The following is a 24,284-nucleotide window of genomic DNA, read 5'->3' as shown; positions in this document are numbered from 1 at the left end:
CCAGCCTGCACAAGGCGCTGCTGGTGTGGCTGCAGATCGCGATCGCGCCCGGCGAGGCGCATTCGGCCGCGCGTCTGCGCGGCGTCTGGATGGGCTCGATGGCGGAGCTGGCGGTGGCCCAGCCGGGCGGGGCGGCGCCCGGGCTGCCCGCGCAGACCCGGCCGCTCGGCGAGCTGTGGGCGCCGCTGTTCCGGCAGGTCGCGCTCGAACGCGACGCGGTGCGGCCGAGCGGCGTGCGTTCGTGGCGCGGCCGGGTCGGGCACCTGCTGCGCTGGGCCGCGCTGCCCGTCCTCGCGCTTGGCTTGCTGATGTGGTTCGGCTGGGGCTATGTCGCGGAGAGCAACTACCTCGACGACATCGGCGCGCAGTTCAGCGAGGCGAAGCGGCTCGCGCAGACGCAGGCCTCCTACGGCCCGGACGGCGGCGCACCGCTGCTCGACGTGGCGAGCCACATGCGCTATGCGCAGGAACAGGCGGAAGACGCCGGGCGCGGGCTGGCGACGCCGTACTTCGAGCATGGTCTCGTCGCCGCCGCGGCGCGCGACACTTATCACCGGCAGTTGCAGAAGATGCTGATGCCGGAGTTGTACAACGAGGTGCGGCGCGTGCTGGTCGCGCAGTCGGACGGCGCGCCCGGCGACGTCTACCAGACGCTCAAGGTCTACCTGATGCTGTGCCGGCCCGATCGGCGCAACGCGACCGATGTCGAGCGCTGGCTGAGCAGCCGGTGGGACAGCCTGTCCGGCGGGCAGCAATACGGCGACGACGACCGGCGCGCGCTGCTCGCGCACGTGCGCGCGTTGATGGAGCTGCCGAAGCTGCCGGGCACGCCGGAGGATGCGAACCTGGTGCGCGCGGCGCGCGTGCGGGCCGCGCAGATCCCGATCGTGACGCGCGTGCTGCAGCACATCCATGCGCAAGGGCTGCCGGCGTCGGTCAACGACATCTCGCTGTCGCGCGCGGCCGGCTTCGAGTCGGCGATGAGCCTGCGTATGCGCAGCGACGTCCCGGCGACCGACGTCGCGGTATCGGGCTGGTTCACGCGGGCGGGCTACACGGACGTGTTCCTGCCGCGTCTCGACAAGGCCGCGCGCGCGATGCTCGAAGAGGAAAGCTGGGTGCTGCGCGACGAAACCCTGCGCGGCAACAGCTTCCAGATCGACGGCGTGGTGCAGAAGCTCGCGGATTCCACCCGCGCGCAGTTCCTGCAGGACTACATCGCCGGCTGGCAGAACTTCCTCAACGACGTGACGGTGCGCAGCGTCACGGGCCTCGACGATGCGTCGCAGCTGGCGGCGGCGATGATGGATTCGCAATCGCCGCTCGCGAGCCTGCTGCGCTTCGCGGCGCGCGAGACGACCCTGACCGGCGCGAGCGACGAAGGCAACATCGACAGCTGGATCGATCGCCAGAAATACCGCTTCGAGAAGGGGCGTCGCCAGATCGTCGGCGAACTGAGCGGCCAGCACTACCGCACCGTGCTGCTGCCGGAACATGTGGTCGAGGAACACTTCCTGGCAGTCCGGCAACTGGCCGCGCAGCTGAACAACCGCAGCGTGGCGTCGAGCAACCCGCTCTCCCGGTTGTTCGAGCCGCTGTATCGGCAGCTGGGGCTCGTCAATGGCGCGCTGCAGGCGGGCCAGGTGCTGCCCGCGCAGTACGACGCGTTCTCGCGGCTCAAGGAAACCGCCGCGCGGCAGCCCGAGCCGGTGCGGGGCATCATGCTCGACCTGATCGGCAGCGGCAGCACGATGACGACCCGCGAATCGGGCGCGCTGCTCAATCGCGGCGCGGCGGGCGCGACCTCGACGGTGTGCAGCGCCGGCTTCACGAGCCGCTATCCGTTCCGGCGCAACGCGCAGGTCGACGCGGGCGTCGCGGATTTCGAACGCCTGTTCAGCGCCCAGGGCCTGATGGCGTCTTACTTCCGCGACCATCTGGCGGCCTATGTCGATACGTCGAGCACGCCGTGGAAGGCGCTGCGCTCGAACGGCGGCAATCTTGGTCTGGTGAGCCCGGGCGTGCTGTCGTCCTACGAGACGGCCGATCGCATTCGCGGCGTGACGCTCGATGAATCCGGCCATCTGCGCGTGTCGACCGTGCTGCGCTTCCTCGACATGGATTCGCAGATCTCGGAAGCACAGCTGATCGTGGGCGGGCAGACGCTGCGCTACGCGCACGGCATGACGTCGCCGCAGCGCATCGACTGGAGCGGGCAAGGCACCAAGCTGGCGATCCAGCTTCAACTCAAATCGGTCGACGGTCGGTTGAGCACGCTTCAGTTCGACGGACCCTGGGCGCTGTTCCGCTTCTTCGACGCGGGACAGGCGGCGGGCGGGACGGCCGACCGTCGCGAACGGCTGTATCAGACGGACATCGGGACCGTCCGGCTGGAGTGGCAGGCGCTGACGACGCCGTCGCCGATCTGGTCGGGGATCCTGCAGGGGTTCAGGTGCCCGTCGTGACACGCCTCTTGTATCGGAATGCGCCAGCCGGCGCGAACTTGGAAAGGAGCAGCAGATGATAGACCCGAAGGAAATCCTGTCCGCGTGCAGCAACGCGCATGAGTACGGACAGAACGCCAGCGGTTCGATGGCGAAGCCGTTCATGGACTCGATCCCCGACATGTCGGTGGCGTCGTCCCAGAACGCGAGCAACCTGATCGGCAACGTGCAGCAGGTGGGCGGCAAGATGCTGGAGCACATGTCGAACATCAAGTCGTCGGTCGACAAGCAGGTCGCCGCGCACCAGGATGCGCAGCAGCGTGAGAAGACCTACGACTTCAACGCCAACATGAACGACCTGCGGCCCACCAACTCGGTCGGCTTCCCGCAGGAAATGCCGTCCAACTTCTTCGCGCCGTTCAAGACCGGCAAGTAGGCCGCCCGGACGGGAGCGGTGCACCGTCCTCGGACGTCGCCGTGTTTGCGGCGGGGTTCGGGGCTTTCGGGGCGCGGCCGGCGGCAGCCGGCGCGCCCGACCATTCGATAGGAAAACAGGATCATGAAGAAAGTTTTATTCGGACTCCTTGCAGGTGTATTCTCGGTGAGCGCCTATGCCCAGTTCGACCAGCTGTTGCAGTCGGTCAAGGATCAGGTGACGAGCACGACGCAGCGGCAGGTGAGCCAGGGCGTGCAGTCGGCGACGAACGATGCGATGCAATCGGCGACGACGCGTGCGCACAAGGTGATCCAGTCGGCGCGCACGCCCGACACCGCCGCGAGCAAGGAAGCCTCGGGCGTGCAACCGAGCGGCGTGTTCCAGGAGTCCCGGGGCGCGAAGTCGCAATGAGGCGGGCCGGGGTGGCGCCCGGCGAACTCCCGAGCCCTTCGGACGCGCCGGACAGTTGAAAGGGGGAGCACGCATGATGGCATTTTCGATGATGTCGATCATGAGCACGATCGTCGCGATTGCGCTGACTTCGCTGATCTTCTCGTTGGGCGTCGTATTGCCCCGGATCATCTCGGCCGCGCGGGGCGACGCGATCGTCACGGATGGCGTCAAGGCCGTCGCCGAGGTTGTCGAGATCGGGCAGACGGGGGTGACGCTCAATCAGGTGCCGCAGATGCGGATGGTGCTGCGCATCAGCGATCACGGCGTGTCCCGGGACGTGACGATCCGGCAGTACGTCGATCTCGGCAACATGCCGCGCGCGGGGGAGCGGGTGAGGGTCGTCATCGATGCACGCGATCCGGCGCGGGTAACCTATCTGGGGCTTGCCAGAGCACAATGATTGCGGTGCCTGCGCCGATTGGCTGTGAAGCGTCAATAGATTGATTCTCGAAGCAGGAAGTCTGGCCATCGGCGCAAGGCCGCCGATGGCGGACCGAGAATTTGCGACTCGCCTGCGGGACGTCACTCGCGGTAAGCCGGAATTTTGCCGGGCACTACATTTTGAGTAGCCGGGGTTGTGGCGCTTCGTGCGTCACGACGGTGGCCGTTGACGCGAAGACAGGTCAGACGGCATGGCTACCGTTCATGCTGTGTTGCTGGGTTCCTGAGATTGACGAACCGATTGCGTTTCGCGCGAACAGCCGATTGCTGATCCTTCGCGGCAGTCGCAACGGGGCGGACTGATGGATCGGGCTTCGAGCTTGTATAGGGTGGGAAGAGTCAGTGGTTTAAATTTGGTTCATCGTGGATTACCGGGGAACGCAGCGCGGATTCGGGAAGTTGCTCGAAGAAGGCTCGGGCGGTTTCGCGTGAGCGGCCCTGGCCGATCCATAGCACTTGCCGGCTAAGAATTTTTCGAACACGTTGTTCGATGTTGTAATCAAGCGCCGATGTAGAGGCTCAACATGCACTGAATCACGTCATCGGGCCGTTTGCGTAGTGGGGACGCCGCGCGGGGGCGGCCAGGCTCGGATCTCTGATAGATGTTCAGTAACGAACTGCCTTCCTAAAATAATCAGGAGAGCGACTGCCGCCGCAATGCCTGATACCGGTCACGACGTATTACCTGTTACAAGGAGCGGACCATACCTTCATGCTCCTGGGCGCCAACGTGACAAAGCCGCCTCGATCAGCTGCGCGGCACTGCGGTCAGTCTTGGCTCGCCTCGTTTCTGAATCGATGCAGGATGGGCGAGCCTTTGCGCAGCTCGATCGAGACGCAGTCATCGCGCATGCTGCGCGGCAGGCGCTCGACGTCGAGGATCTCGTGCTTGTGGGGGGCCAAATAGAGCTGCACGATCGTCGCGATCGGCAGGCCTTTCACGCGAGCGCGCCGCGCCGTGAACTCGGTGCGCATGTAGGTGTGGGGCGGAGGCAGCTCTAGCTCTGAGGGCGGTTCGCCATGCGTCAATAGTTCTCACTGAGGTTGCCAGCATACCAGGCGCACTGTGCGTGCTCGGTGCCTGGCTTCTTGTTCATGGCTCCATTTTGGTGAGGGAGCCTTATGACAGAGAAGCTGCTTCGGGGTGCTCGCTGGGTCGCGGGTCCCACTCTCAACTGGGCTCAATGTACTAGACAATGGGCCGACCTTAGCCACCGTTCGGGGTCGGGAAATCCTGACGAATTACTCTCAAGGGCTGGCGCGTCCACAAAACCCGAGGCAGGTCGGCACGCATCGAAACGACAACGATTCGCAGAGGAAAATTTATAAAATAGAAACAATGCATCGATCTGTATCGGTTTTTATCGTGTTTTGTGAATGTATATTTCGAAAATTTTCATGAGAAATCTGAAGATTTGACTAAGTTTCAATGTACATTAGGACACTTACGAATTCCTTGCGCTAACGGTTCGTACGAAAACCATGTCGATCCGCATCGCGTGGTTGCCATCGGCCTTGCATCCAGACACGTCACGGAGGTGTTGCCCGGTAGTCAGCCTCAACTCGAAGTGATGGGCGGCGGACCTCTCGTCCTGCCGTTGCCGATGGCTGACCCGCTATGACGCGTTCGTCCGTCGACCGGAACAGTTGTCGAAATATGGAGATCGTGCAATGCATTTCCCATCAATTGCCGCGTCGCGGCAGACGTCTGTCGGCGGCCCATTCGAGCGTCATCGGACGTCTTTGCGTCGCGAGGCGTTGTCCATTGCGGCGTGCCTGACATCGCGCGCCGAGGTGGTTCTCGATCGACCGGGGCGGGAAGGTTGGCGATGAATCGGGCTACATCCACACGCATGCTGGCGCCAGCATGCGCAGTTATAGATCCATTCGTTCGTGCCGAAATCGAGTGCCCCGGACACACAGCGCCGACAAGACGTTTCCGGTTCGATCTCATGAGGCTGGCCTTGTGGTGACGAGCTTCTCGGAACTGGCAGCGAACCGCAATGGCCGGTTCCGTGCTGAAATGGTGAGCGCCTTGCGACCGTGCTGGAGGCTTTCCGGTGCTTGTCGGACAGGGCCTGCACTATGGTGGATTCATTCGCGCAGTGCATTTTCAAAGAGAGACCCAACTGCGCTTGAGCGTGACGTCCTTGCGCGCGAGCGCGCCGCTCAAGATCGTAATGCAGCATGTCGGTCCACAGCGAGTCGCCTCGACCTGCTGAGCGATGTGTATCAACGTCGACGATTCAGCTCGGGATGCCTGAGCTGCAGTCGAGATCGTCTTCCCGGACGAGACTTGCGGACACCTTCCGCCGTGGCCACGAACCAACCCGGCAACGCCATCGACCCGCTAGGTTCTTCCTCAGATGTAGGGCGATTGCCCGCTCGACCGGCGACGCTCCGCTGCGTTCGCCGCGGACGAGCCGTTACTCATCGGCACAGGCGCCGCGGCGCGTGCGTAGACGTTGCTGTGACGATGGCTGATGCCTGGTTTTTCGGCGGTCAGGTTCTTTCCGGCGGTCATCATTCCTTCACATTTGACCGGTCCTAAATTCTGACAGGAGCATGTTAAAAATTCATCAATTAAATAGGTTGATTGATATATTTAGTCATGCAAAATTCGAGGAAATTTGGATGGTTAGCGTATTTACAAAACTTGGAAGAGTAATATCAAACATCGGCACTGAGCGCTTTGCTGAAGCCCTGCATTCGCTGTTCGTTACCTCCGTAAACGTGGGATCCACCAAGATCGCCGTGTGGTTCATAAACGAAAGAGAGGAAGAGATCGTCGGCATGCATCCGTTGGGGGAATTTTCCGCCGATGGACGAAGTGATATCGACGTGGGTCTGCTGCAGAAGTCCGTATTTGATGCTGTAGACAGCCGGTTGATGGAAAGGGTGTTGATCGCCCGAGAACTACATCTGATCCACTTTGGCACATCGGCAACACCTCAAACGGAGTGGCAGAGGCTGCGTTCCTGCGGCTCTGATGGAGGCTTCCAGGTGCATCTCGTATCGCGCAAATTGAACCGTCGATACTTGATTTCGCTGTATCGAACCTGTGGAACGCCTGATTATACAATTCAGGAAATGTCGCTTCTGAAGAGCTATGCGGAAGCACTGATGCCGATCGTCGAGATACATGCATCGCACAGGCTGTGCGAATTAGCGCGCCGCCCAATGCAGGTGTCGGGCGACGCGGAGAGTTCGATTGGTCATTTGACGGTGCGTCGAAAATTTGAATCCAGGCTCAGGAGCGCGGCGATTACGCTGTCCGATCGTGAGATTGAAGTGTGCGCTGGATTGCTGAGCGGCAGCACATTTCGCGAATTGGCTGATGAACTTGGTGTGAAAAGCAGCACGATCGAAACGTACATCAAGCGTGCGGCAACAAAGCTCGGTTTCAAGGGGCGCCATGGCCTCGTCAAGTGGGCGCTAAGCGAATCCTGACAGGGCCTTGAGTAGCCGTGCCGTTGAGCACCGGCTGGTTTGTGGTGGCGTGCCGGACATGCTTGCGCCGTTGGCTAAGGCATTGATTTTGCGCGGAGAGGGTCGTCGCTTCAGTCGGACTTTCTCGCGGCACGGTCATTTCCGGTGCGATGACTTGATGCGAGGCTGGGCGATGCGCGGAATTGGCGCCATGGGCGAGAGGGCGCACTTGGACCGGTGAGCATTGAGGGTTTGCGTGCCGTTCCGAGTGGCATCACAAGGCGCGTTCCCGAATCCACGCCGTTGGGGATCAAACCTTACGTACCTGAAGGGCGGTGCGAGAGCGGCGACCAACACTTCTATTGATCGTGCTCGTCAGCGGCTGGGCCGGCGGACGGCACCAAGCAAATATCATGACCTTACGTAAGCGAATGGATGATCGCGAGATCGTGTTCATGTATCCCGGGCAGGGGGTGCAGTATTTCCAGATGGGCAAGTCTCTTTTCGAGCACGACCGCGTGTTCCGCGATAGCCTCATGTCACTCGACCGCATGGTCACGGTCGAGATTGGTACGTCGCTGATCGACTACGTATTCGACGCGGGTCGCGACGTCTCATCGCCGTTCGACATGACGCTGTACTCGAATCAGGCCGTGTTTTGCTTCGAGTATGCGATGACGCAAGCGTTGATCTCGCATGGCGTCTATCCCGACCACCTGCTCGGCGCGAGCCTCGGTGAATTGGTGTGCGCGTCCGTGTCTGGTGCGCTGAGTCCACGTGACTGCATTGCTTTGCTGGCGGACAGCGCGCGCGTGATGGCGCGCCATTGTGCCCCGGGCGGTATGCTGGCGGTGCTCGCGACTCCGGACCTGTTTGAGCGCGACGCCCGGCTGCGTGAGGCTGGCGAGATCGCCTCGATTCCGTCCGCACAGCACTTCGTCATGGCAGGGACGCGAGCCGGGATCGACATGGCCGAGGCGCATCTGAGCGTGCTGGGCGAGACGACAATGAGGTTGCCGGTGGAGTACGGTTTCCACTCCTCGGCGATTGATCCGGCACGTGCGCCGCTCCGGTTGTGTTTTCAGTCCGTGGCATCGAGCCGGCCGGTGCTGCCGGCCTGGTCGTGTCGCACGGGCAGGCCGGTCGAGCGGTACGACGCGGAGCATTTCGACACGGTGCTGCGGGACGTGATCGATTTCAAACGAACCATCGAATACATGGAGCGGCGCAGCGCCTGCGTCTATCTTGACATCAGTCCATCGGGCACATTGTCGACTGGTTGCCGAACCTTGCTTGAGGAGGCTAGCCGATCGGAAACGTTCGCCGTATGCACGCCATTTTCTCGACACCCGACGCTTGATCCCGTGCATTGGATGCGCCCGACGCCCGTATCTGTCATGCGCATGCGTACCGCGTAAGCGCAGCGACGGCGCTATCCATTCCCCTGCCCGAATCGCCGGGCTGCGCGGCATAGCGTTCGGCGGAAGGAACGTGCTGACGCGAGCGTGCGACCGCAATATGCGGTCTGCTCGCGCCTGGGGAACGCGACGAAAGCGAGCTTTCCAAGATTAAGGTTGCTTCGGGGTTGAGGGAGTATCAGCCGAGTTCCACTTCCTCATGACAAAGTGAGGAAAATATTTAGTTTTGCTAATCGAAATGCGTCATCGAATCGTGCCATTTCGACCGCTGTGCGGGGTGTTGTCCCTGGAATTCGGTGCAGACATGGTTTGAGAGAGCGTTTAACCTGTCGATGTGGAACCGCATTTTTGAATGAGGTGAAATTGAAGCCAAAGGTGCCTTTGTGATTGCAATTTTAGCCACGAGAGTCGGTGCGGGCCATCAATCAGTCGGTTGGCGGCCTAGGTGAATTGACAGGTCGATCGCACAGGTCTTGTCATCACGCGCGCATAGGAGCGAGGTATACGGGTTGCCTCGTCAATGTCCCGGTCGGGCATATCCGCAGCGAATGGCGCCGATTTGCCTTCCATCACACTCGCTGCGCCCTGCGCCAAAACGATGCTTGCTTTGGTCGTGGTCGTGGTCGTGGTCGCGTGCCGACGTTCCGTTTGTCCATGCATTGAGGCATCGGGCCGGTTTGCTCGCGGGCTGCTCCGCGCCAGATTGTCCTCTCGCATCACCTGGTTCGACCGTGCATCCCCTGCTCGAACAGCGGCCTGACAACGCCGCTGCCGGACCATCGTTCGCCCAGCTTGGGCGAGTATGTTCGCCGGTCCCGCACTTTTCCAGGTGCGCTCGGCAACGAGTATCGAATCACGTGCGAGCCATTGCCATGAGAAATGCCGATCCGATTCATCTTGATGTGCGGTTTACGCAAATGGACGTCGAAGCTTTCGCTCGACTCAGCCGGGATTGCAATCCTCTGCACATCGATCCGGATTACGCACGGAGATCGACGTTTGGAGGATGCATCGTCCATGGAGCGATTGGGGTGCTGGCCGCGCTTGATCGGATCGGGCTCGCGGAAAGGGTTCGCGTCACCAGCCTGTCGGCCAGTTTCAAGAATCCGATGTTTGTCGACCGGACCTATACGTGCCAAGTCGAGGTGCAGGGTGACAACTGCCGCACTGTGACCTTGCGCGACGGTACAACGCTGCTGACGCAGATCGGAGTTACATGGGCGCCAATCGATGGTGAGGAGCCAGCGTCTCACACGGAACCCGCGCTTGCCAGCAGCGTTGAAAATATCGTTGACCACGACGACGGCGCACTGGAAGCGGGCATCGAACTGTCCGGCGAATATCCGCCGACCGGCCTCGGAACATGCTATCCCCGTGCGCTTCGCATGTTCGGCGAGACCGTGCTGGACACGATCGCGTTATGCAGTTTCCTGACGGGGATGAAACTGCCCGGCCGTCGAGCGCTGTTCTCGGCGCTGACGCTGACATTCGAACATCGAGAGTCAGATGGGGCGCTGAACTATCTGCATGCGACTCAGTCGTTCCATCGCGACTACGGTTTGCTCGAGACACGGCTTGTGGTCGGCGACGCACACACGACGATCGCACAGGGCGAATTGCGGTCCTTCGTCAGGAAGACGATCGTGGACCTGCCGGTACAGGGCTATCTCACGGCGCGGTCCGATTCGGACGCGATACGGCTGGCGGGCAAGGTCGCATTCGTGACAGGCGGCTCGCGTGGTCTCGGGGCGGCGCTCGTGCGATGTCTCGCGGTGCTCGGATGCCACGTCTATCTGAATTATCTTGGCAGTGCCGCGCATGCGCGTGCCGTCGTCGACGATCTTGAATCGCATGGTCTTTCGGTCACGTTGATCAAGGGTGATGTCGGCGATCGCGCTTGGCTCGACGTCGTGCGAATGGAACTGCTTGCTCGACACGGCCGCCTCGACATACTGATCTGCAATGCCTGCGAGCCGCCGCTGCGGATGGAGGACGATGCGCCGTCGTTCGCGGTGCGCCGCGAACACTATCTTTCGCGCAACCTGCAACTCGTCAACGTTCCGCTCGCGGTTTTCTCCGATCTGTTGGCGGCGAGTCAAGGTGTTTGTGTTGCGATATCGTCGGAGATGGTCGACAGCGTACCGGCCGGCTACGCCCACTACGTCGATCTGAAGCGGCAAACAGAGGCATGCGTACGACACCTCGCCGACACGCAACCGTCGATTCGCACACTGATTGCGCGGCCGCCGAATTTGCTGACGGAGATGAGCAACACGCCGACACGCATCATCAATGCGCACCCGCCTAACGAGATCGCAATGCGGATCGTCAATGCACTGCCGGTGGGAAGCGATCGTCATCACCTGCTGGCGAGTTTCACGGACGATGCGACACCGCGCGCGCCGGAGACGCTCATGGTGACCGCCAGCTTCGCGCTCGATGCGATGCTCGGGGAGTTCGATGGCTGGCTCACGTGTCTGCCAGGTGAGCAGGCGGCGCGGCAGACCGGCTACAACCGGATGATGCAGGACTTGCTCAGCCCGGACAGTGTGCTGAATATCGCTGAAGGCACGGTGAATCTGCTGTATTTGCGCGTCTCGGACTGGCTGCATGATCGAGAGGCCTGCTGGCAAGATCAAGGGCTGCGTTTATCGGAAGAGGGGGATTTCATACGGCGCGTCGTGGACGATTTTGTCGCCGCGCTGCATGGCTTCGCGGAACGTAGCCGCGCCTGGGAATTGCTGATTGTTTGCCCGGATCCGCGCCTCGATCCGGCCGATGTGGCAGGCGCCGAGCTACTCGCTACGGTGCATGCGAGGTTGCGCTCACTGCCCGTCGAGCTGCCGGGACTCACCACCGTGTTCGCATGCGATCATCATGCGCTGCACCGGATCGACGCGACGCGCATCGACGATGCGTCACGCAACCGTATCGCACACATCCCCTACGTGCAGGACTATTTCGGCTTCCTCGCGTTACTGGCGATCCGGATGCTGAACGCCCGGCGCCAGCTGCCCGCGAAGGTAGTGGTGCTCGATTGTGACAACACGCTGTGGCACGGCGTCTGTGGCGAGGAAAGCGATGTCGTCAAGCTCTTGATCGACGACGAGATGCGCGCGTTTCAAAAGTCGATGAAAGCGCTGCTCGCGCGAGGTTTCATCCTGTGTCTTTGCAGCAAGAATCGGGAGGAAGATGTCTGGAAGGTATTCGACCAGCATCCAGACATGATCCTCACCCGCGAGGACATCACTGCCGCGAAGATCAACTGGCTGCCGAAATCGGACAATCTACGCATGCTGTCCGATGAACTCGGACTTGGCATGAACAGCTTCGTGTTCTTCGACGACAATCCACTTGAATGCGCGGAGGTTCGAGCCGGTGCGCCCGAGGTGTTGACCGTCTGCACGACGCAAAGCGGGATTGCTCCATCGGAATGGGCTGAACGGCTCTGGGTTTTCGACCAACTGACGCACACGCGCGAGGATAGCGCACGTGCGCGGATGTATCGTGAGCAGTCCGAGCGGGAACGGTTCCGGCAATCGACAGAGTCGTTTCGCGTCTTCATCGACGGGTTGAATCTCAACGTCGCGATCGAGCCGCTTACGGCTGGCGGCGTCGATCGCGCGTCGCAGATGACCATGCGCACGAATCAGTTCAACAACACGACGATCCGGCGCGACAAGGCGGAAATCATCGCGATGATGAACGATGACACGTGGCGCCTGGTCACGATCGACGTCATCGACCGGTTTGGTGACTACGGGACCGCCGGCTTCGTCGCGTACCGGATCGAATTATCGTGCCTCTACGTCGATGCTTTTCTGCTCAGTTGCCGCGTGCTCGGTCGCACGGTCGAGGATCGCGTGGCGCGATATCTTGCCACGGTCGCGGGGCAGCATGGCGTCGAGCATATCCACGTTGCCTTCGTGTCGACCCGCAAGAATATGCCGTTCCAGCAATTTCTGGACAAACTCGCACCGTCGGAGATCATGGTTGACGACGAGGCGCGCGGCGAGACGGGGCGCTATGTATTCGAACTCGGCGCGCTGCGCGAAACGCTCGATCGGCAGGCTTGGCTCGAGCACGGGCCTCGGGCGGAACCCGATGGTGCTTCCTCGGCGCCGCCGTTCGTCGTCGGCGCGAGTCCGCCCATCCAAGGCACCGACTATGTGGGGATTGCGGAACGGTCGAATCGAGCGTTCGACGCAATCGGCGCATCGGGCGACGAGGAGCCCGCGTCCGGCGCCGCCCTTTTGCCGGATACCTTGGCGTGCGGCGAAACCGAGTTGGTTGCCGCCGCGAGTGGGGCTGAGCACGAGGCGGCGTTGTTGCGTGAGGTCAAGCTGTGCTACGCGCGCGTGCTGTCGATCGATCCTGACACTTTGTCCGAATATGAGGAATTGGAGCGATACGGCCTTGAATCGATCGATGTCGTAAATCTGACCGTCGAACTGACCCGTCTCGTTCCCAGGCTTGGGCCGACGTTTCTGTTTGCGCACCGCACGCTGCGCGATGTGGTGCGCGGCCTGATTGCCGAATACGACGCGAGGGCTCCGGGCGTCATGCCCGAACCGAAGAAGGCAACCGTGGGATCGGCGGAATCGAACATCCGATCGGACGAGGCGGACGAGCATCACGACGACATCGCGATAGTCGGGCTGCACGGTGTTTATCCGGGTGCTGACGACATGGAGGCATTCTGGCAATTGCTGCGGGCGGGCGAGAGCCATATCGTGCCGATGCCCCTTGCAAGGCGGCATTTGATCGATCGTGCGCTGCCTGGCGTCGCGTCGACGTTGCACGGCTACATGGACCGCGCCGGCTACCTCGACAGCATCGAATGCTTCGAGGCTGAACTGTTCGGCATCACGCCGAAGGAAGCCGAGCTGATGGACCCGCAGCAGCGCTTGTTTCTGCAGGTCGTCTGGGGATTGCTCGAGGACGCCGGCTATACCCGCCAGATGCTCGATCGCGCGACCGGCGTCTTCGTCGGCGTGTTGTCGAGTGACTACGCGATGTACGCGAATCTGCATGCGTTGCAGTACCCCGAGCAATATCGCCATACGGATTATTACCAGATCGCGAACCGCGTCTCGTATCACTTCGATCTCAATGGGCCAAGCATGTCGATCGATGCGGCCTGCGCGTCATCGGGCACCGCATTTCATCTCGCCTGCCAGGCGATTCGAGACGGCGACTGTGAATCCGCGATTGTCGGCGGCGTCAACCTGATCCTGCACCCGAGCCGGCTGGTCCAGTACACCCAGACGGGCATGCTGTCCGGCAGCGGCAGTTGCACGCCGTTCGGGCATGACGCGGACGGCACGCTACTCGGGGAGGGGATTGGCGCAGTGCTGCTCAAGCGCTTGTCTCGCGCACGTGTTGACGGCGATAACATCCACGCCGTCGTGAAGGCATCGTCAGTCAACAGCGGCGGCAAGACCAATGGCTTCACGGTGCCGAATCCGAATGCGCAGGCGAGCCTGATCGCGGGCGCGCTGCGCGCGTCGCGCGTGCCGGTCCAGCAGATTGCCTATGTCGAGGCGCATGGTACCGGCACCGCGCTTGGCGATCCGATCGAGGTCGGCGCGCTTGGCCGCGCGTTTCGCGAACTGGGCGCAACGGGCTCCCGGCGCATCGGCTCCGTAAAGGCGAATGTCGGCCATGGCGAGTCGAATGCGTTTCTCGCGAGCCTGAGCAAAGTCCTGCTCCAATTCCGTCATCGTCAGTGGGTGCCGACGCTGACTTCGGCGCAAGACAACACGGCGATCGATTTTTCCGCGGCCGGCTTCGAGGTGCAGCGCACGCTTGCCGACTGGCCCGTATTGTCAGACGGCGAATCGGTGTCGGCTTGCATCAGCAACTTCGGTGCGGGTGGGTCGAATGCGCATGTGGTGTTGCAGGCTTGGCCGGCAAGCGCCGGAGAAGGTCGCGCGGGACGCCATCTCATACCATTGTCCGCCCATCGGCCGGCCCTCTTGCCGCGCCTCGCGCGCCGCTTGCGCGATCGCTTGATGCGCGATGATCCGGCTACGATCGATCTCGATGCGGTCGCATATACCCTGCAAGTCGGCCGCCATCATCTCGACCATCGCGTCGTGTTCGTGGTTGACAGCCGCGACGCGCTGCTCGATGCGCTCGAGCGTTTCCAGGGGGGCGTCACCAGCGACGCGCGTTGGATGTGCGGCAGCACGACCGTGCGTAACCGGCTTGGCGAGCTTCTCAATGAGCAAGTGGACATGCGTGCGCTGTTGTACAAGTGGGGCCGTGAACAAGCGCATCATCAGATCGCTCAGCTATGGCTGAACGGGCTCAGTATTCCCTGGGATGCCCTCCATGAGACGCGCAAGCCGGTGCGCGTCAGTCTGCCGACCTATCCATTCGATGGCAGCCCGCACTGGCTGGAGCACACGCACGCGGCCGTCAAGTTTGGCGCCGAATCGTCCGCATCCTCATCCGCATCCGCATCCGCCGCCGACCCGGCGCTGTTCGCGCCGACGTGGACTCGGGCGGATCTGCCGACTGCGAGCGTTTCGATGTCGGACCTCGTCGCGCATCACATCGTGTTTTGCGGCATTGAAGCCGATGCGCAGGACGCGTTGCGGACCGCGAGCCGAACGCACGACACGAGGGTGCATTTCGTGCCGCAGACGGCGCGACCGTCGGAGACGGACTACGCCGGGCAAGCGACCGCGCTGATGGGTTGGTTGCGCGAGTGGCTGCGGGAGGGGTTGCGCGAGAGACTGCATCTGCAGGTTACGGTTGTCGGGGCGGGAGATGAGGCATGGACGGGGCTCGCAGCGCTTCTGAAGTCGGCCATGCAGGAAAATCCGCTGCTGTCCGCGCAACTTGTCGCATTCGATGAGGCACCTGATGCGACGGCATGGTTCGCTCGACTGCGTGACGAAATGCGGATCGGCCACGATGTATCGATCAGCTATCGCCCCGAGCGTCACGTGCGGACCTGGTATCCGCTGGCCCCGCCGGCTCGGCCGTTCTTCGAGGGCTTGGCGGGGGTGGCCGATGGCGCAGGCGCCTATCTGATCACCGGCGGATCGGGCGCGCTTGCGCTGCAATGCGCCGAATGGCTCTGCGAGCGGGATCGCGACACGACGATCGTCCTGCTGGCGCGTCGCGACGAGGCCGAGCTGATGCGCTCGGCGCAGGGGCCGCGCTTCGACGCATTGCGCGCCGCCGGGCGGCGGATCGCCTACCGCAGCGTCGACGTATGCGACGGACAAGCACTCGATGCGTGCGTTGCAGAGGTCGTTGCGACGCACGGTCCGATCCGGGGCGTGCTGCATTGCGCGGGCGTAATCCGCGACGGCTTCCTCATCCACAAGTCCGAGGATGACTTCCAGGCCGTGCTGGCGCCGAAGGTGGGCGGCGTGTTGAATTTGGATCGGGCGACCCTCGACCAGCCGTTGGCGTTCTTCGCACTGTTCTCGTCGATCTCCGGTGTGCTTGGCAATGCAGGTCAGGCCGACTATGCGGCCGCCAATGCTTTCATGGATGCGTTCGCGCATCGTCGTGCGGCTCGCCAGCGCGCGGGCGAACGGACCGGGCGCAGCGTCTCGATCAACTGGCCGCTTTGGCGCGGCGGCGGAATGATGCTCGATGCCGAACTGGCGACGCTGCTGCGCGAACAGCACAGGCTCGACGCGATCACCGGCGAAGCCGGGATGCGCGCGCTCGACCGCGCGCTGGCCTCCGATATCCAACAGGTATTCGTCGGAACCGGGGCAGCCGATGCGGTTGCACACACGCTGGCCGCCTCCGATCGTCGCCAACCCGACGATGCCGCCGGTACGGCGGCGCCGCTCGAGGCGGAATCAGCGACGAGCGCGCCGAACGCCGCCGACCTGTATCCGTATCTGAAGCGCATGCTCGCTGATGCGACGAAGCTCGATCCCGTGACGATCGATGAACATCGTCCACTCGCGGACCTCGGTCTCGACTCGATCCTGCTCGCGAAGCTGAACAAGGTACTGGCCGTCAACTTCCGTCAACTGCCGAGGACGCTGTTCTACGAGTATCCAACGCTGGCGGCGCTTGCCGCATACCTGGCCGAGCAGATCCGCTATCAGGGGATACCGGCCGAGCGCTTCGCGGCAGCGCGCGCGACGGTGGAGCAGCCCGCGCCGGCTATCGCGACGAGCCCTGCCGGCGGCGAGCCGACCCGTCGCCCCCTGAAATCCGGCGCGAGCGGAGCGAGAGGCGTCGACGATCCCATTGCGATCATTGGCATCGACGGACGTTATCCCAATGCACCATCCTTCGACGCGTTCTGGCAGCGCCTGAAGACCGAGTCGAGCGAGATCGGTGAACTGCCGGTTCACCGCTGGCACGGCCCGGGCGCGGATGCGGAGCGCGATCTCCACCCGACGCTGCGTAACCGGAAAGGGGCGTTCCTCGACGACTTCGCTCAGTTCGATCCGACGTTCTTTCAGATCGCGCCGATCGACGCTTACTCGATCGATCCGCAGGAGCGTTTGGTGCTGATGTCGTGCTGGACCGCGCTTGAAAGCAGCGGCTACACGCGCGAACGTATCGCGTCGCAGCATGGCCGCAATGTCGCAGTCTGCGTCGGCGCGACCAAGAGCGGCTTCAATCAGTCTTCGTCGGGAACGGTTCCGCGTGCGGACGACATGGACGCAGGCGCGCGCGAACCCGTCACATCGACCTCGTTCGCGAACATGGCGAATCGCGTGTCGTATTTCCTCGACTTGCACGGGCCGAGCATCGCCTTCGATACGATGTGCACCTCCTCGCTGACGGCGATCCATCATGCTTGCCAGTATCTACGGCAAGGCGAGGTCGAACTCGCGATCGCGGCCGGCGTGAACCTGTACCTTCATCCGAACGATTATCTCGCACTGGATCGTCTCGGCATGCTCAGCGACGAAGCGCGTGTGAACTGCTTCTCACTCGGCGGGAACGGATTCATTCCGGGCGAGGCGGTCGGCGCCGTCGTGCTCAAGCGTCTGGATAGGGCGCTCGCGGACGGCGACCGGATCGACGGGGTCATCACTGCGACAGGCATCAGTCACAGCGGGCGCACGCATGGCTATACCGCGCCGAGCGTCACGCAGCAGGAAACCCTGATCGGCCGCGTCATCGAACGCGCCGGCAGGCACATCGAGGAGATTGCCTACATCGAGTCGGCTGCGAATGGATCGAGCCTGGGCGATGCGGTCGAATGGGGCGCGCTGAAAAAGGTGTTTCATTCGCGTACGCAACCGTGCCCGATCGGTTCGGTCAAGCCGAACATCGGTCATCCGGAGGCGGCGGCCGGCATCGTGCAGCTGAGCAAGGTCATCGCGCAGTTGCGGCATCGGGCGCTTGCGCCGACGCTTGCCGACTCGTCGCGGCTGGACCACGATTTGCTTGCCGACAGCGGATTGCGGCTCGTCACGCGCTATGAGCCGTGGCCGGAGAGCGGCCCGTCCGCCTGCCTGATCACGTCCGCCGGTGCTGGCGGGACCTACGCGGCCATGGTGGTCGAGCCTGCGCCCGTAACCGGCGACGCGCCGGTCGAACGTGCGGATGCCGTGGCGATTGCCTTGTCCGCGCGCTCCAGCGAGGCCTTGCGCCGCGTTGCAGCGGAACTGCACGACCAGCTCGCGGCCTATCCCGATCTGCGGATCGAGGACGTGGCTCGAACGCTGCACATGGGCCGTGAGGCAATGAAGGTGCGCACGGGCTGCGTTGTCGAGAGTCGCCGGGCGTTGATGAGCCGGCTGCGCGCGATGACCTCGGGCGAGCCGGCGGGCGAGGCGGACGCATCTCGGGACACCGTCGCGACGGTGCCGCTGCGCGTCCGGCTCGAAGCGGCGCTGAGGGTGTGGCTGGCGGGGCACGATGTCGACTGGCCGGCAGCTTACGGCGATGCATGGGCGAGTGCGCATGTCGCGCCGCGCGCGTTGCCCGGCTACCCGTTCGACACGCGTGAGTATTGGCGCGAGCCGTCGCACGCGCGCCGCGCGGGCGGCCTCGTGCCTGCCCGGCGCGTCTTGCCGGCGCTGCCGCCCGCCGTCGCCACGGCTTCGGTTCCGCTGTCGGCCGTGCCCTCCCGCGCGCAGATCCAGGCGGCGCCGAGTGCGATCCTCGCCGAAGTGAAGAATGCGATTCGCGCATTGCTGCATGTTGAACCGGCCGAGGAGATCGACGATGAAGCGACGTTCTTCGAGCTAGGTGTCGATTCGATCCGGATGGTGTCGTTCGTGAGGGGCATGGCCAGTCGATTGTCGATCGCACTCGATGAAACCGCGCTGTTCGATGTTCCGACCGTCGCGCGATTCAGCGCGCATCTCGCGCGCTTGCGCGGGGCGCGGGACGCGCCGGATGCGCTTGACACCGCCGCCAGCCCCCTGGTGCCGACCGCGCGGGACGATCGTACGCGCGTCGCGATTGGCGGGCCGGATGAAGGCGTGATCCTGCGGCAGCTGAAGACCGTCGTCGCGGTGATCCTGGACTATCCCGATCCCGCCGTGCTTGATGATGACGTGACGTTCTTCGAACTCGGTGTGGACTCCATTCGGATGGTCGGGTTCGTCGAGGATTTGTCCGCACGACTCGCGCTCGACCTCGAGGAGACGGTGCTGTTCGATTATCCGACGCTTGCCGCCATGGCGCGTCACGTCGCCACGCGAATGCAGGTCCGAAACACGGCGGCGACAGCAGCCCCTGCCTCGCGCGAGGTACCGGCCGAGACGCGTCGGGAAGCGGCCGGCGGACCGGACGCGGCGCCGTTGGGGCATGAGGCTTTGCTGAACAACCTGCGTCGTCACGGTCGTACCTACGAAGGGGTCGTGCCGCTCCAAACCGAGGGCGATGGTCCGTTGGTGTTCTGCCTGCATCCGGCGTCGGGCGACGTCGCCATGTTCGGCAAGCTCGCCATGGCCGCCGGCGACCGCTTCCGCGTGATTGGTCTCAAGGCGCGGGGCTTCCTGACCAATCAGCCGCACTGCGCCGACGCGGAGGAGATGGCGCGCTACCACGCGGAGATCATCCAGGCGATCGATCCGGTCGGGCCGTATCACGTGATGGGCGCATCGATGGGCGGGGTGGTTGCCTACGAGGTCGCGCGCGCGCTGCAAGATGCCGGCCGACAAGTGCGGACGGTATTCATGCTCGAGGCACCTCTTGTCACATGCGAGCGCGACTCGGATATCTTCACGCTCGACGCGTTGCAGAACTGGTTGGCGAACGCGAATTTCCTGATGATCGCGATGCTGCACCTCGACCCCGCATTCCGTCAGAGAAAAGAGGCCGGGCTCGTCAAATGGGATGACCTCGTGATCACGGCGATCGAACTGGGGCTGGACGAAAGCGCGCTCCGAGACGATTCGCAAGTTGAGTCGCGGCTTGTCGATCTGATCGTCGGGCGCGGGGTGCGGCAAACGCCGGGAATTTTGCGCTCGCGCTTGCGTTCGATGGCGGACACGCATCGCAACAACCTGCGCTGCATGCGCGAATATCGTTGGCGTCCGCTTGTTCGACCTGACGAGGTCGAGATCCTGATGTTCCGCACAATGACCGCGCGAGCGACGTCGGATCAGGTCTATAACCCGAACTACCTCGAGAACCTTCAGCGCGTACACGGCTCGATGATGCCGATGCTCGACGCCTGGGTCGAGCGGATGTCGCAGGTCCGGACCGTGGTGGTCGGGGGCGAGGATCATTTCGATCTCTGCAATCGGACCCTCGGCGACGAAGCGGTGATAGGGCCGATGCTGGCATCGATGCGGCGGGCGGAGCCGGAACCGGAACCTGAGGATCAGGGCGACACCAGGTCGAGCGCATTTCGGGTGGCCGTGATCGGCATCTCGGCGCGCTTTCCGGGTGCCGATCATGTCGACGCATTCTGGAATGTGCTGGCCTCGGGCGAGAGCCTGATTCGCGCGGTGCCGGCCGAACGCTTCGGGCTCCAGGATGATGCACCGGACCACGGCTGCCTGTTCGAGCGCATCGACGAGTTCGACCATGCCTTTTTCAATCTGAGTCCGAACGAGGCGCGGATGATGGAGCCGGCCGAACGCATGTTCTTGCAGGAGGCCTGGCATGCCGTCGAGGATGCGGGCCTCGTGCCCGATCGGGGCGCCGGCGAGAATTGGGGCGTGTTTGCCGGCAGCGGGGGCGACTACAACCTGCATGTGCAGTCGGTACTCGGCATCGCGCCGCAGGTTTCGACGTCGACCGTGCCGGGACGGGTCGCTTATCAGCTGAATCTGCATGGGCCCACGATGACGATTGACGCCGGCTGCGCGTCGTCGCTGTTGGCGGTGGGGCAGGCATGCGACAGTCTGCGGCTTGGCCAGTGCGAGGTCGCGATCGCGGGGGGCGCGATGGTGTATTCGACGCGCAATCTGATCGCAACCGGTCACTACTACCGTCTGCTCAGCAAGACGGCGCGTGGCGCCGCGCTCGATGCCGGCGCGACCGGCATGCTGCCGGGCGAGGCGGTCGGCGCGGTGGTGCTGAAGCCTCTCGACGCGGCACTGCGCGATGGTGACCGTATCTACGCCGTACTCGATGCGTGGGGCAGCAACCACAATGGCCGTACCCAGGGCATCGCGGCGCCGAGCGCCGCCTCGCAAGCCGCGCTGCTGACCTCGATCCACCGCCGCTTCGGCATCGATCCCAACACGGTCGACTTCTTCGAAGCCAACGCGAGCGGCGCACCGCTTGGCGACAAAGTCGAGTTGCAGGGACTTCGCATGGTGTTCGGCGGGCGCCCCCGCGCGCATCCGCTTGCGCTCGGCACCGTCGAGAATACGGTCGGCCATTCGTTTGCCGCATCAGGCATGGCGCATCTGCTGAAGGTGATCCTCGCACTACATCGCGAGATGCTGCCGCCGACCGCGAACGTCGATGCCGCGACGGCCGTTGCGGGCGGCGACGATGGGCTGTTCGAGATCCCGGCGCGTGCTCGGCCCTGGCCGTCCGGGACGGGCGCCGCACGCCGCGCGGGCGTCAGTTCGTATAGCGCGACCGGCATCAACGTGCATCTGGTCGTGTCCGAGGCACCGCCGGCCGCAGCCGCGACATCCGTCACGGGGCCGACGCTGCTTGCGTTCTCCGCGGCGACGCCCGAGGCACTACGACAGCGTGGCCGCGATCTGCTCGATTATGTGGCGGCGATGGACGATCAATCCTGGGCACCGGCGCGGCTGTCGGCGCACTTGCTTTCGCGGCGTCTTCACTTCCGTCATCGCTGTGCGTTGCTTGCCCGTGATCGCGCCGATGCCGGGCGCTTGCTGGCGCGCTTTGTCGCGAACGAGGCGGATGCCGAGGTGCTGACGAACACGGTCGGCGCGACGACGGATGACGATCCCACGCGCGAGGCCCTGCGACGTGAAGCCGCGGCATTCGGAGCAACGCGCGCGGCGCTGCCGCTTGATCGGGCTGCGCAGTGGTACGTGCATGACATCGCGTTCGATGCGCGAGGCGGCTTCGCCTCGGTCGATCGCGTGCCGCTGTCGCTGCCCGGCTATCCGTTCGCACGCAGCCGGCACTGGCTCGAGGCGTCGCCGGTCGCGCAGGATGTTGCCGCGCAGCCGGTCACGGAAGATCCAAGGCACTGGCTACTGCGGCAGATTGCGGTGATCACAGGCGAAGTTCCGGACGCGGCGCAGGCCGAGGCGAGTTGGAGTGCGATGGGTTTCGACTCGCTGATGAGCATCCGCCTGCTGTCGACGATCCAGGAACAGACCGGCATCGAAATTCCACTCGTCGATTTGCTCGACCAGTCCACACCGGCGGCATTGCTTGCGCACCTCGACGCCCTCGGCGCGTTCGCGCATGGGCAGTGCGGCGAGGCGCCGGGACCGGACACGTCACCCTTGCCGCCGGTGCAGTATGCGTGGTTCGGCGATCGCCTCGCGGCCCTGCGCGCGACGGCCGAAGTTGCTACGGTCGCGCTGCGCCCGCAAGCGCCGACGCCCGCATCGCGATCGCATCGCGATCGCATGCTCGCGGAGCTGCTCGATGCCGGCATCGCGGTGTTCCGCGACACGGACAAAGCAGTGCTGCTTGCCGCGCGGTCGGTTGGGATCGATGCGCGGTTGCGTCGTCTCGACCAGGACACACTCGCCGCGTGCCTCGGCATGCTCGAGCCGGGGCAGCTCTGGGCACCGTTGTCGCAGGAACAGGCGCGGGATCTGCATTGGACGGAGCGGATGGGTAGCACCGCATGGAACGTGTTCCACGTGTTCCGTCTGTATGCCCACGAAGTCGACCTCGAACGTCTACGCCATGCATTGACCTTGCTTGCTCAGGAGCAGGACCTGCTGCGCACGCGCTATATAACGGTCGGCGACGGCCATGCGCAGTGCGTATCGGAACTCGTCTGTGTCTCGCTCGACTCGATCTCGATCGACAGCAGCGAGGCGTTCCATCAATTCATCCAAAGTCGCCGCAGTCATCCCCTTCTCGAGGAGCACGGCGGTCCGGCAATCCGGATGTGGCTCACGGAGGTGGACGGCGCGTTCCATCTCGGCATGGTCGCTCATCACGCGCATGCCGATGCGTTCACGCCGGGACTGCTTTTCTCGCAGCTCATGGCGTTGTACGGCAGCCTGGGGAGCGAGGCGGGCGCGCGTGACGACACCCGGCGGTGGGCCGATCAGTACTGGTTCTATGCACTGCGCCAGCACGACGCGCGCGGCGCCAGCGCCGATGCGCATCGCGCCTGGTGGCGCGATACGCTCGCGGGCGTCGAGGTCGAGATGCGTCTGCCATACCGCAAGGAGGTGACGTCCTCGCCGTCGTTGCGCGCGCTCGCCACGAATCAGATCGTGCCTGTATCGGCGGAGCTTGGTGAGCGGATCAAGGACCTGAGCCGCGTGCACGGCATCTCCTATCCGCAGCTATTCGCGGCCGTGCTGGCGATTGTGCTGCGTGAGTGTTTCGGCAACGATCGTCCGGTGCTGCAGGTGATCCACAACCAGCGCGATAGCGCGGCACTGGCCGCCTGCCTCGGCGATTTCTCCAATGTCGCCTTCGTGCCGTTCGAGCTCGACCCGGGCCGCAGCGTGATCGACACGCTGTACGCGGTGCGCCGGGTTCTATTGACCGCGCTGCAGCACACACGTGTGCCCATGGCCGATCTGTTCCGGATCGCCGGGGTGGACGGCCACACCGGTTACGGCGCGATGGTTGGCGACGTGGTGCTCGACAGCGCCGACATGGATACGGCCAACGTCAACATCGCCGGTGAACACGGCGTTTCGACCTACATGAACGCAGTGCTCGAACAGCGCAGCATCCATTTCCTCGATCAGGCGCTTGCGTCGCTGTTCTTCCAATTTCTGAGAATCGATGGACGTCTCTACATCTTTCATGCGTACCGCCGCGCCCTGTTTGAACAGGAAACGATGCAAAAGCTCCCGCAATTGATCGTGGAGCTGGCCGACGCGATGCTGCGAACGCCTGATGTTCCGGTCGCGGATCTCATTGCCGCGTTCGGCCGGCGCTTCGATGAGCTGGGCCGTGGCGGACGGGCGCCGACGATGCGCGACGCACCCGCCGCCGCCGTGACGGGCGATTCGGCGGCGCTGCTCGAACGGTTCCTCGGCGGCGATCTGTCGATCGCCCAACTGCGCGGCTCATTGCATCCGGCCGGAACGCGGGACAGGGGGAGAGTCGTCGCCGAATGAGGCG

Annotated in this window: 9 protein-coding genes; 7 read left to right on the top strand and 2 right to left on the bottom strand. The window is 63.6% G+C overall.

The genetic code is table 11. The annotated features are described in order from the left end of the window. Window positions 1–5: 5 nt before the first annotated feature. The 4 genes from tssM (at window position 6) to Bsp3421_RS01780 (ending at window position 3,733) form a co-directional block, all read left to right on the top strand. Window positions 6–2,465 (top strand): type VI secretion system membrane subunit TssM, encoded by a 2,460-nt coding sequence (tssM, locus tag Bsp3421_RS01795; RefSeq protein WP_443111420.1) that lies wholly within the window; start codon window positions 6–8, stop codon window positions 2,463–2,465. A gap of 55 nt (window positions 2,466–2,520) precedes the next feature. After that, a complete protein-coding gene (locus tag Bsp3421_RS01790; RefSeq protein WP_273995526.1) occupies window positions 2,521–2,880 on the top strand; it encodes a DUF6277 family protein in 360 nt (119 codons plus the stop codon). Between the two features lie 123 nt (window positions 2,881–3,003). Next, complete coding sequence (locus Bsp3421_RS01785; protein ID WP_273995524.1) at window positions 3,004–3,291, top strand: hypothetical protein; 288 nt, start codon at window positions 3,004–3,006, stop codon at window positions 3,289–3,291. Window positions 3,292–3,391: 100 nt separating this feature from the next. Next, a complete protein-coding gene (locus Bsp3421_RS01780; RefSeq protein ID WP_273995523.1) occupies window positions 3,392–3,733 on the top strand; it encodes a hypothetical protein in 342 nt (113 codons plus the stop codon). An 809-nt stretch (window positions 3,734–4,542) separates the two neighbouring features. On the opposite strand, the gene Bsp3421_RS01775 is transcribed toward Bsp3421_RS01780, so the two are convergent. Together Bsp3421_RS01775 and Bsp3421_RS01770 are read right to left on the bottom strand one after the other, a co-directional pair. Then, the gene (locus tag Bsp3421_RS01775) at window positions 4,543–4,749 is read right to left on the bottom strand and encodes a hypothetical protein (protein ID WP_273995522.1); all 207 of its coding nucleotides are present in this window, start codon (window positions 4,747–4,749) and stop codon (window positions 4,543–4,545) included. Window positions 4,750–6,136: 1,387 nt separating this feature from the next. Next, window positions 6,137–6,301 carry a hypothetical protein gene (locus Bsp3421_RS01770; RefSeq protein WP_273995521.1) on the bottom strand — a complete coding sequence of 55 codons (165 nt, stop codon included), beginning with the start codon at window positions 6,299–6,301 and terminating at the stop codon, window positions 6,137–6,139. 38 nt (window positions 6,302–6,339) lie between these two features. On the opposite strand from Bsp3421_RS01770, the gene Bsp3421_RS01765 reads away from it, so the two are divergent. The 3 genes from Bsp3421_RS01765 (at window position 6,340) to Bsp3421_RS01755 (ending at window position 24,280) form a co-directional block, all read left to right on the top strand. Further along, the gene (locus Bsp3421_RS01765; protein ID WP_273995520.1) at window positions 6,340–7,224 is read left to right on the top strand and encodes a helix-turn-helix transcriptional regulator; all 885 of its coding nucleotides are present in this window, start codon (window positions 6,340–6,342) and stop codon (window positions 7,222–7,224) included. Window positions 7,225–7,616: 392 nt separating this feature from the next. Then, on the top strand, window positions 7,617–8,621 hold the full coding sequence (locus tag Bsp3421_RS01760) for an acyltransferase domain-containing protein (RefSeq protein WP_273995519.1): 1,005 nt from the start codon (window positions 7,617–7,619) through the stop codon (window positions 8,619–8,621). Between the two features lie 872 nt (window positions 8,622–9,493). Then, window positions 9,494–24,280: an SDR family NAD(P)-dependent oxidoreductase gene (locus Bsp3421_RS01755; protein ID WP_273995518.1), complete on the top strand. Its 14,787-nt coding sequence runs from the start codon at window positions 9,494–9,496 to the stop codon at window positions 24,278–24,280. Window positions 24,281–24,284: the final 4 nt, after the last annotated feature.

The organism is Burkholderia sp. FERM BP-3421 (assembly GCF_028657905.1).
GTDB lineage: Bacteria > Pseudomonadota > Gammaproteobacteria > Burkholderiales > Burkholderiaceae > Burkholderia.
This window is presented reverse-complemented; position numbering and strand designations above follow the sequence as displayed.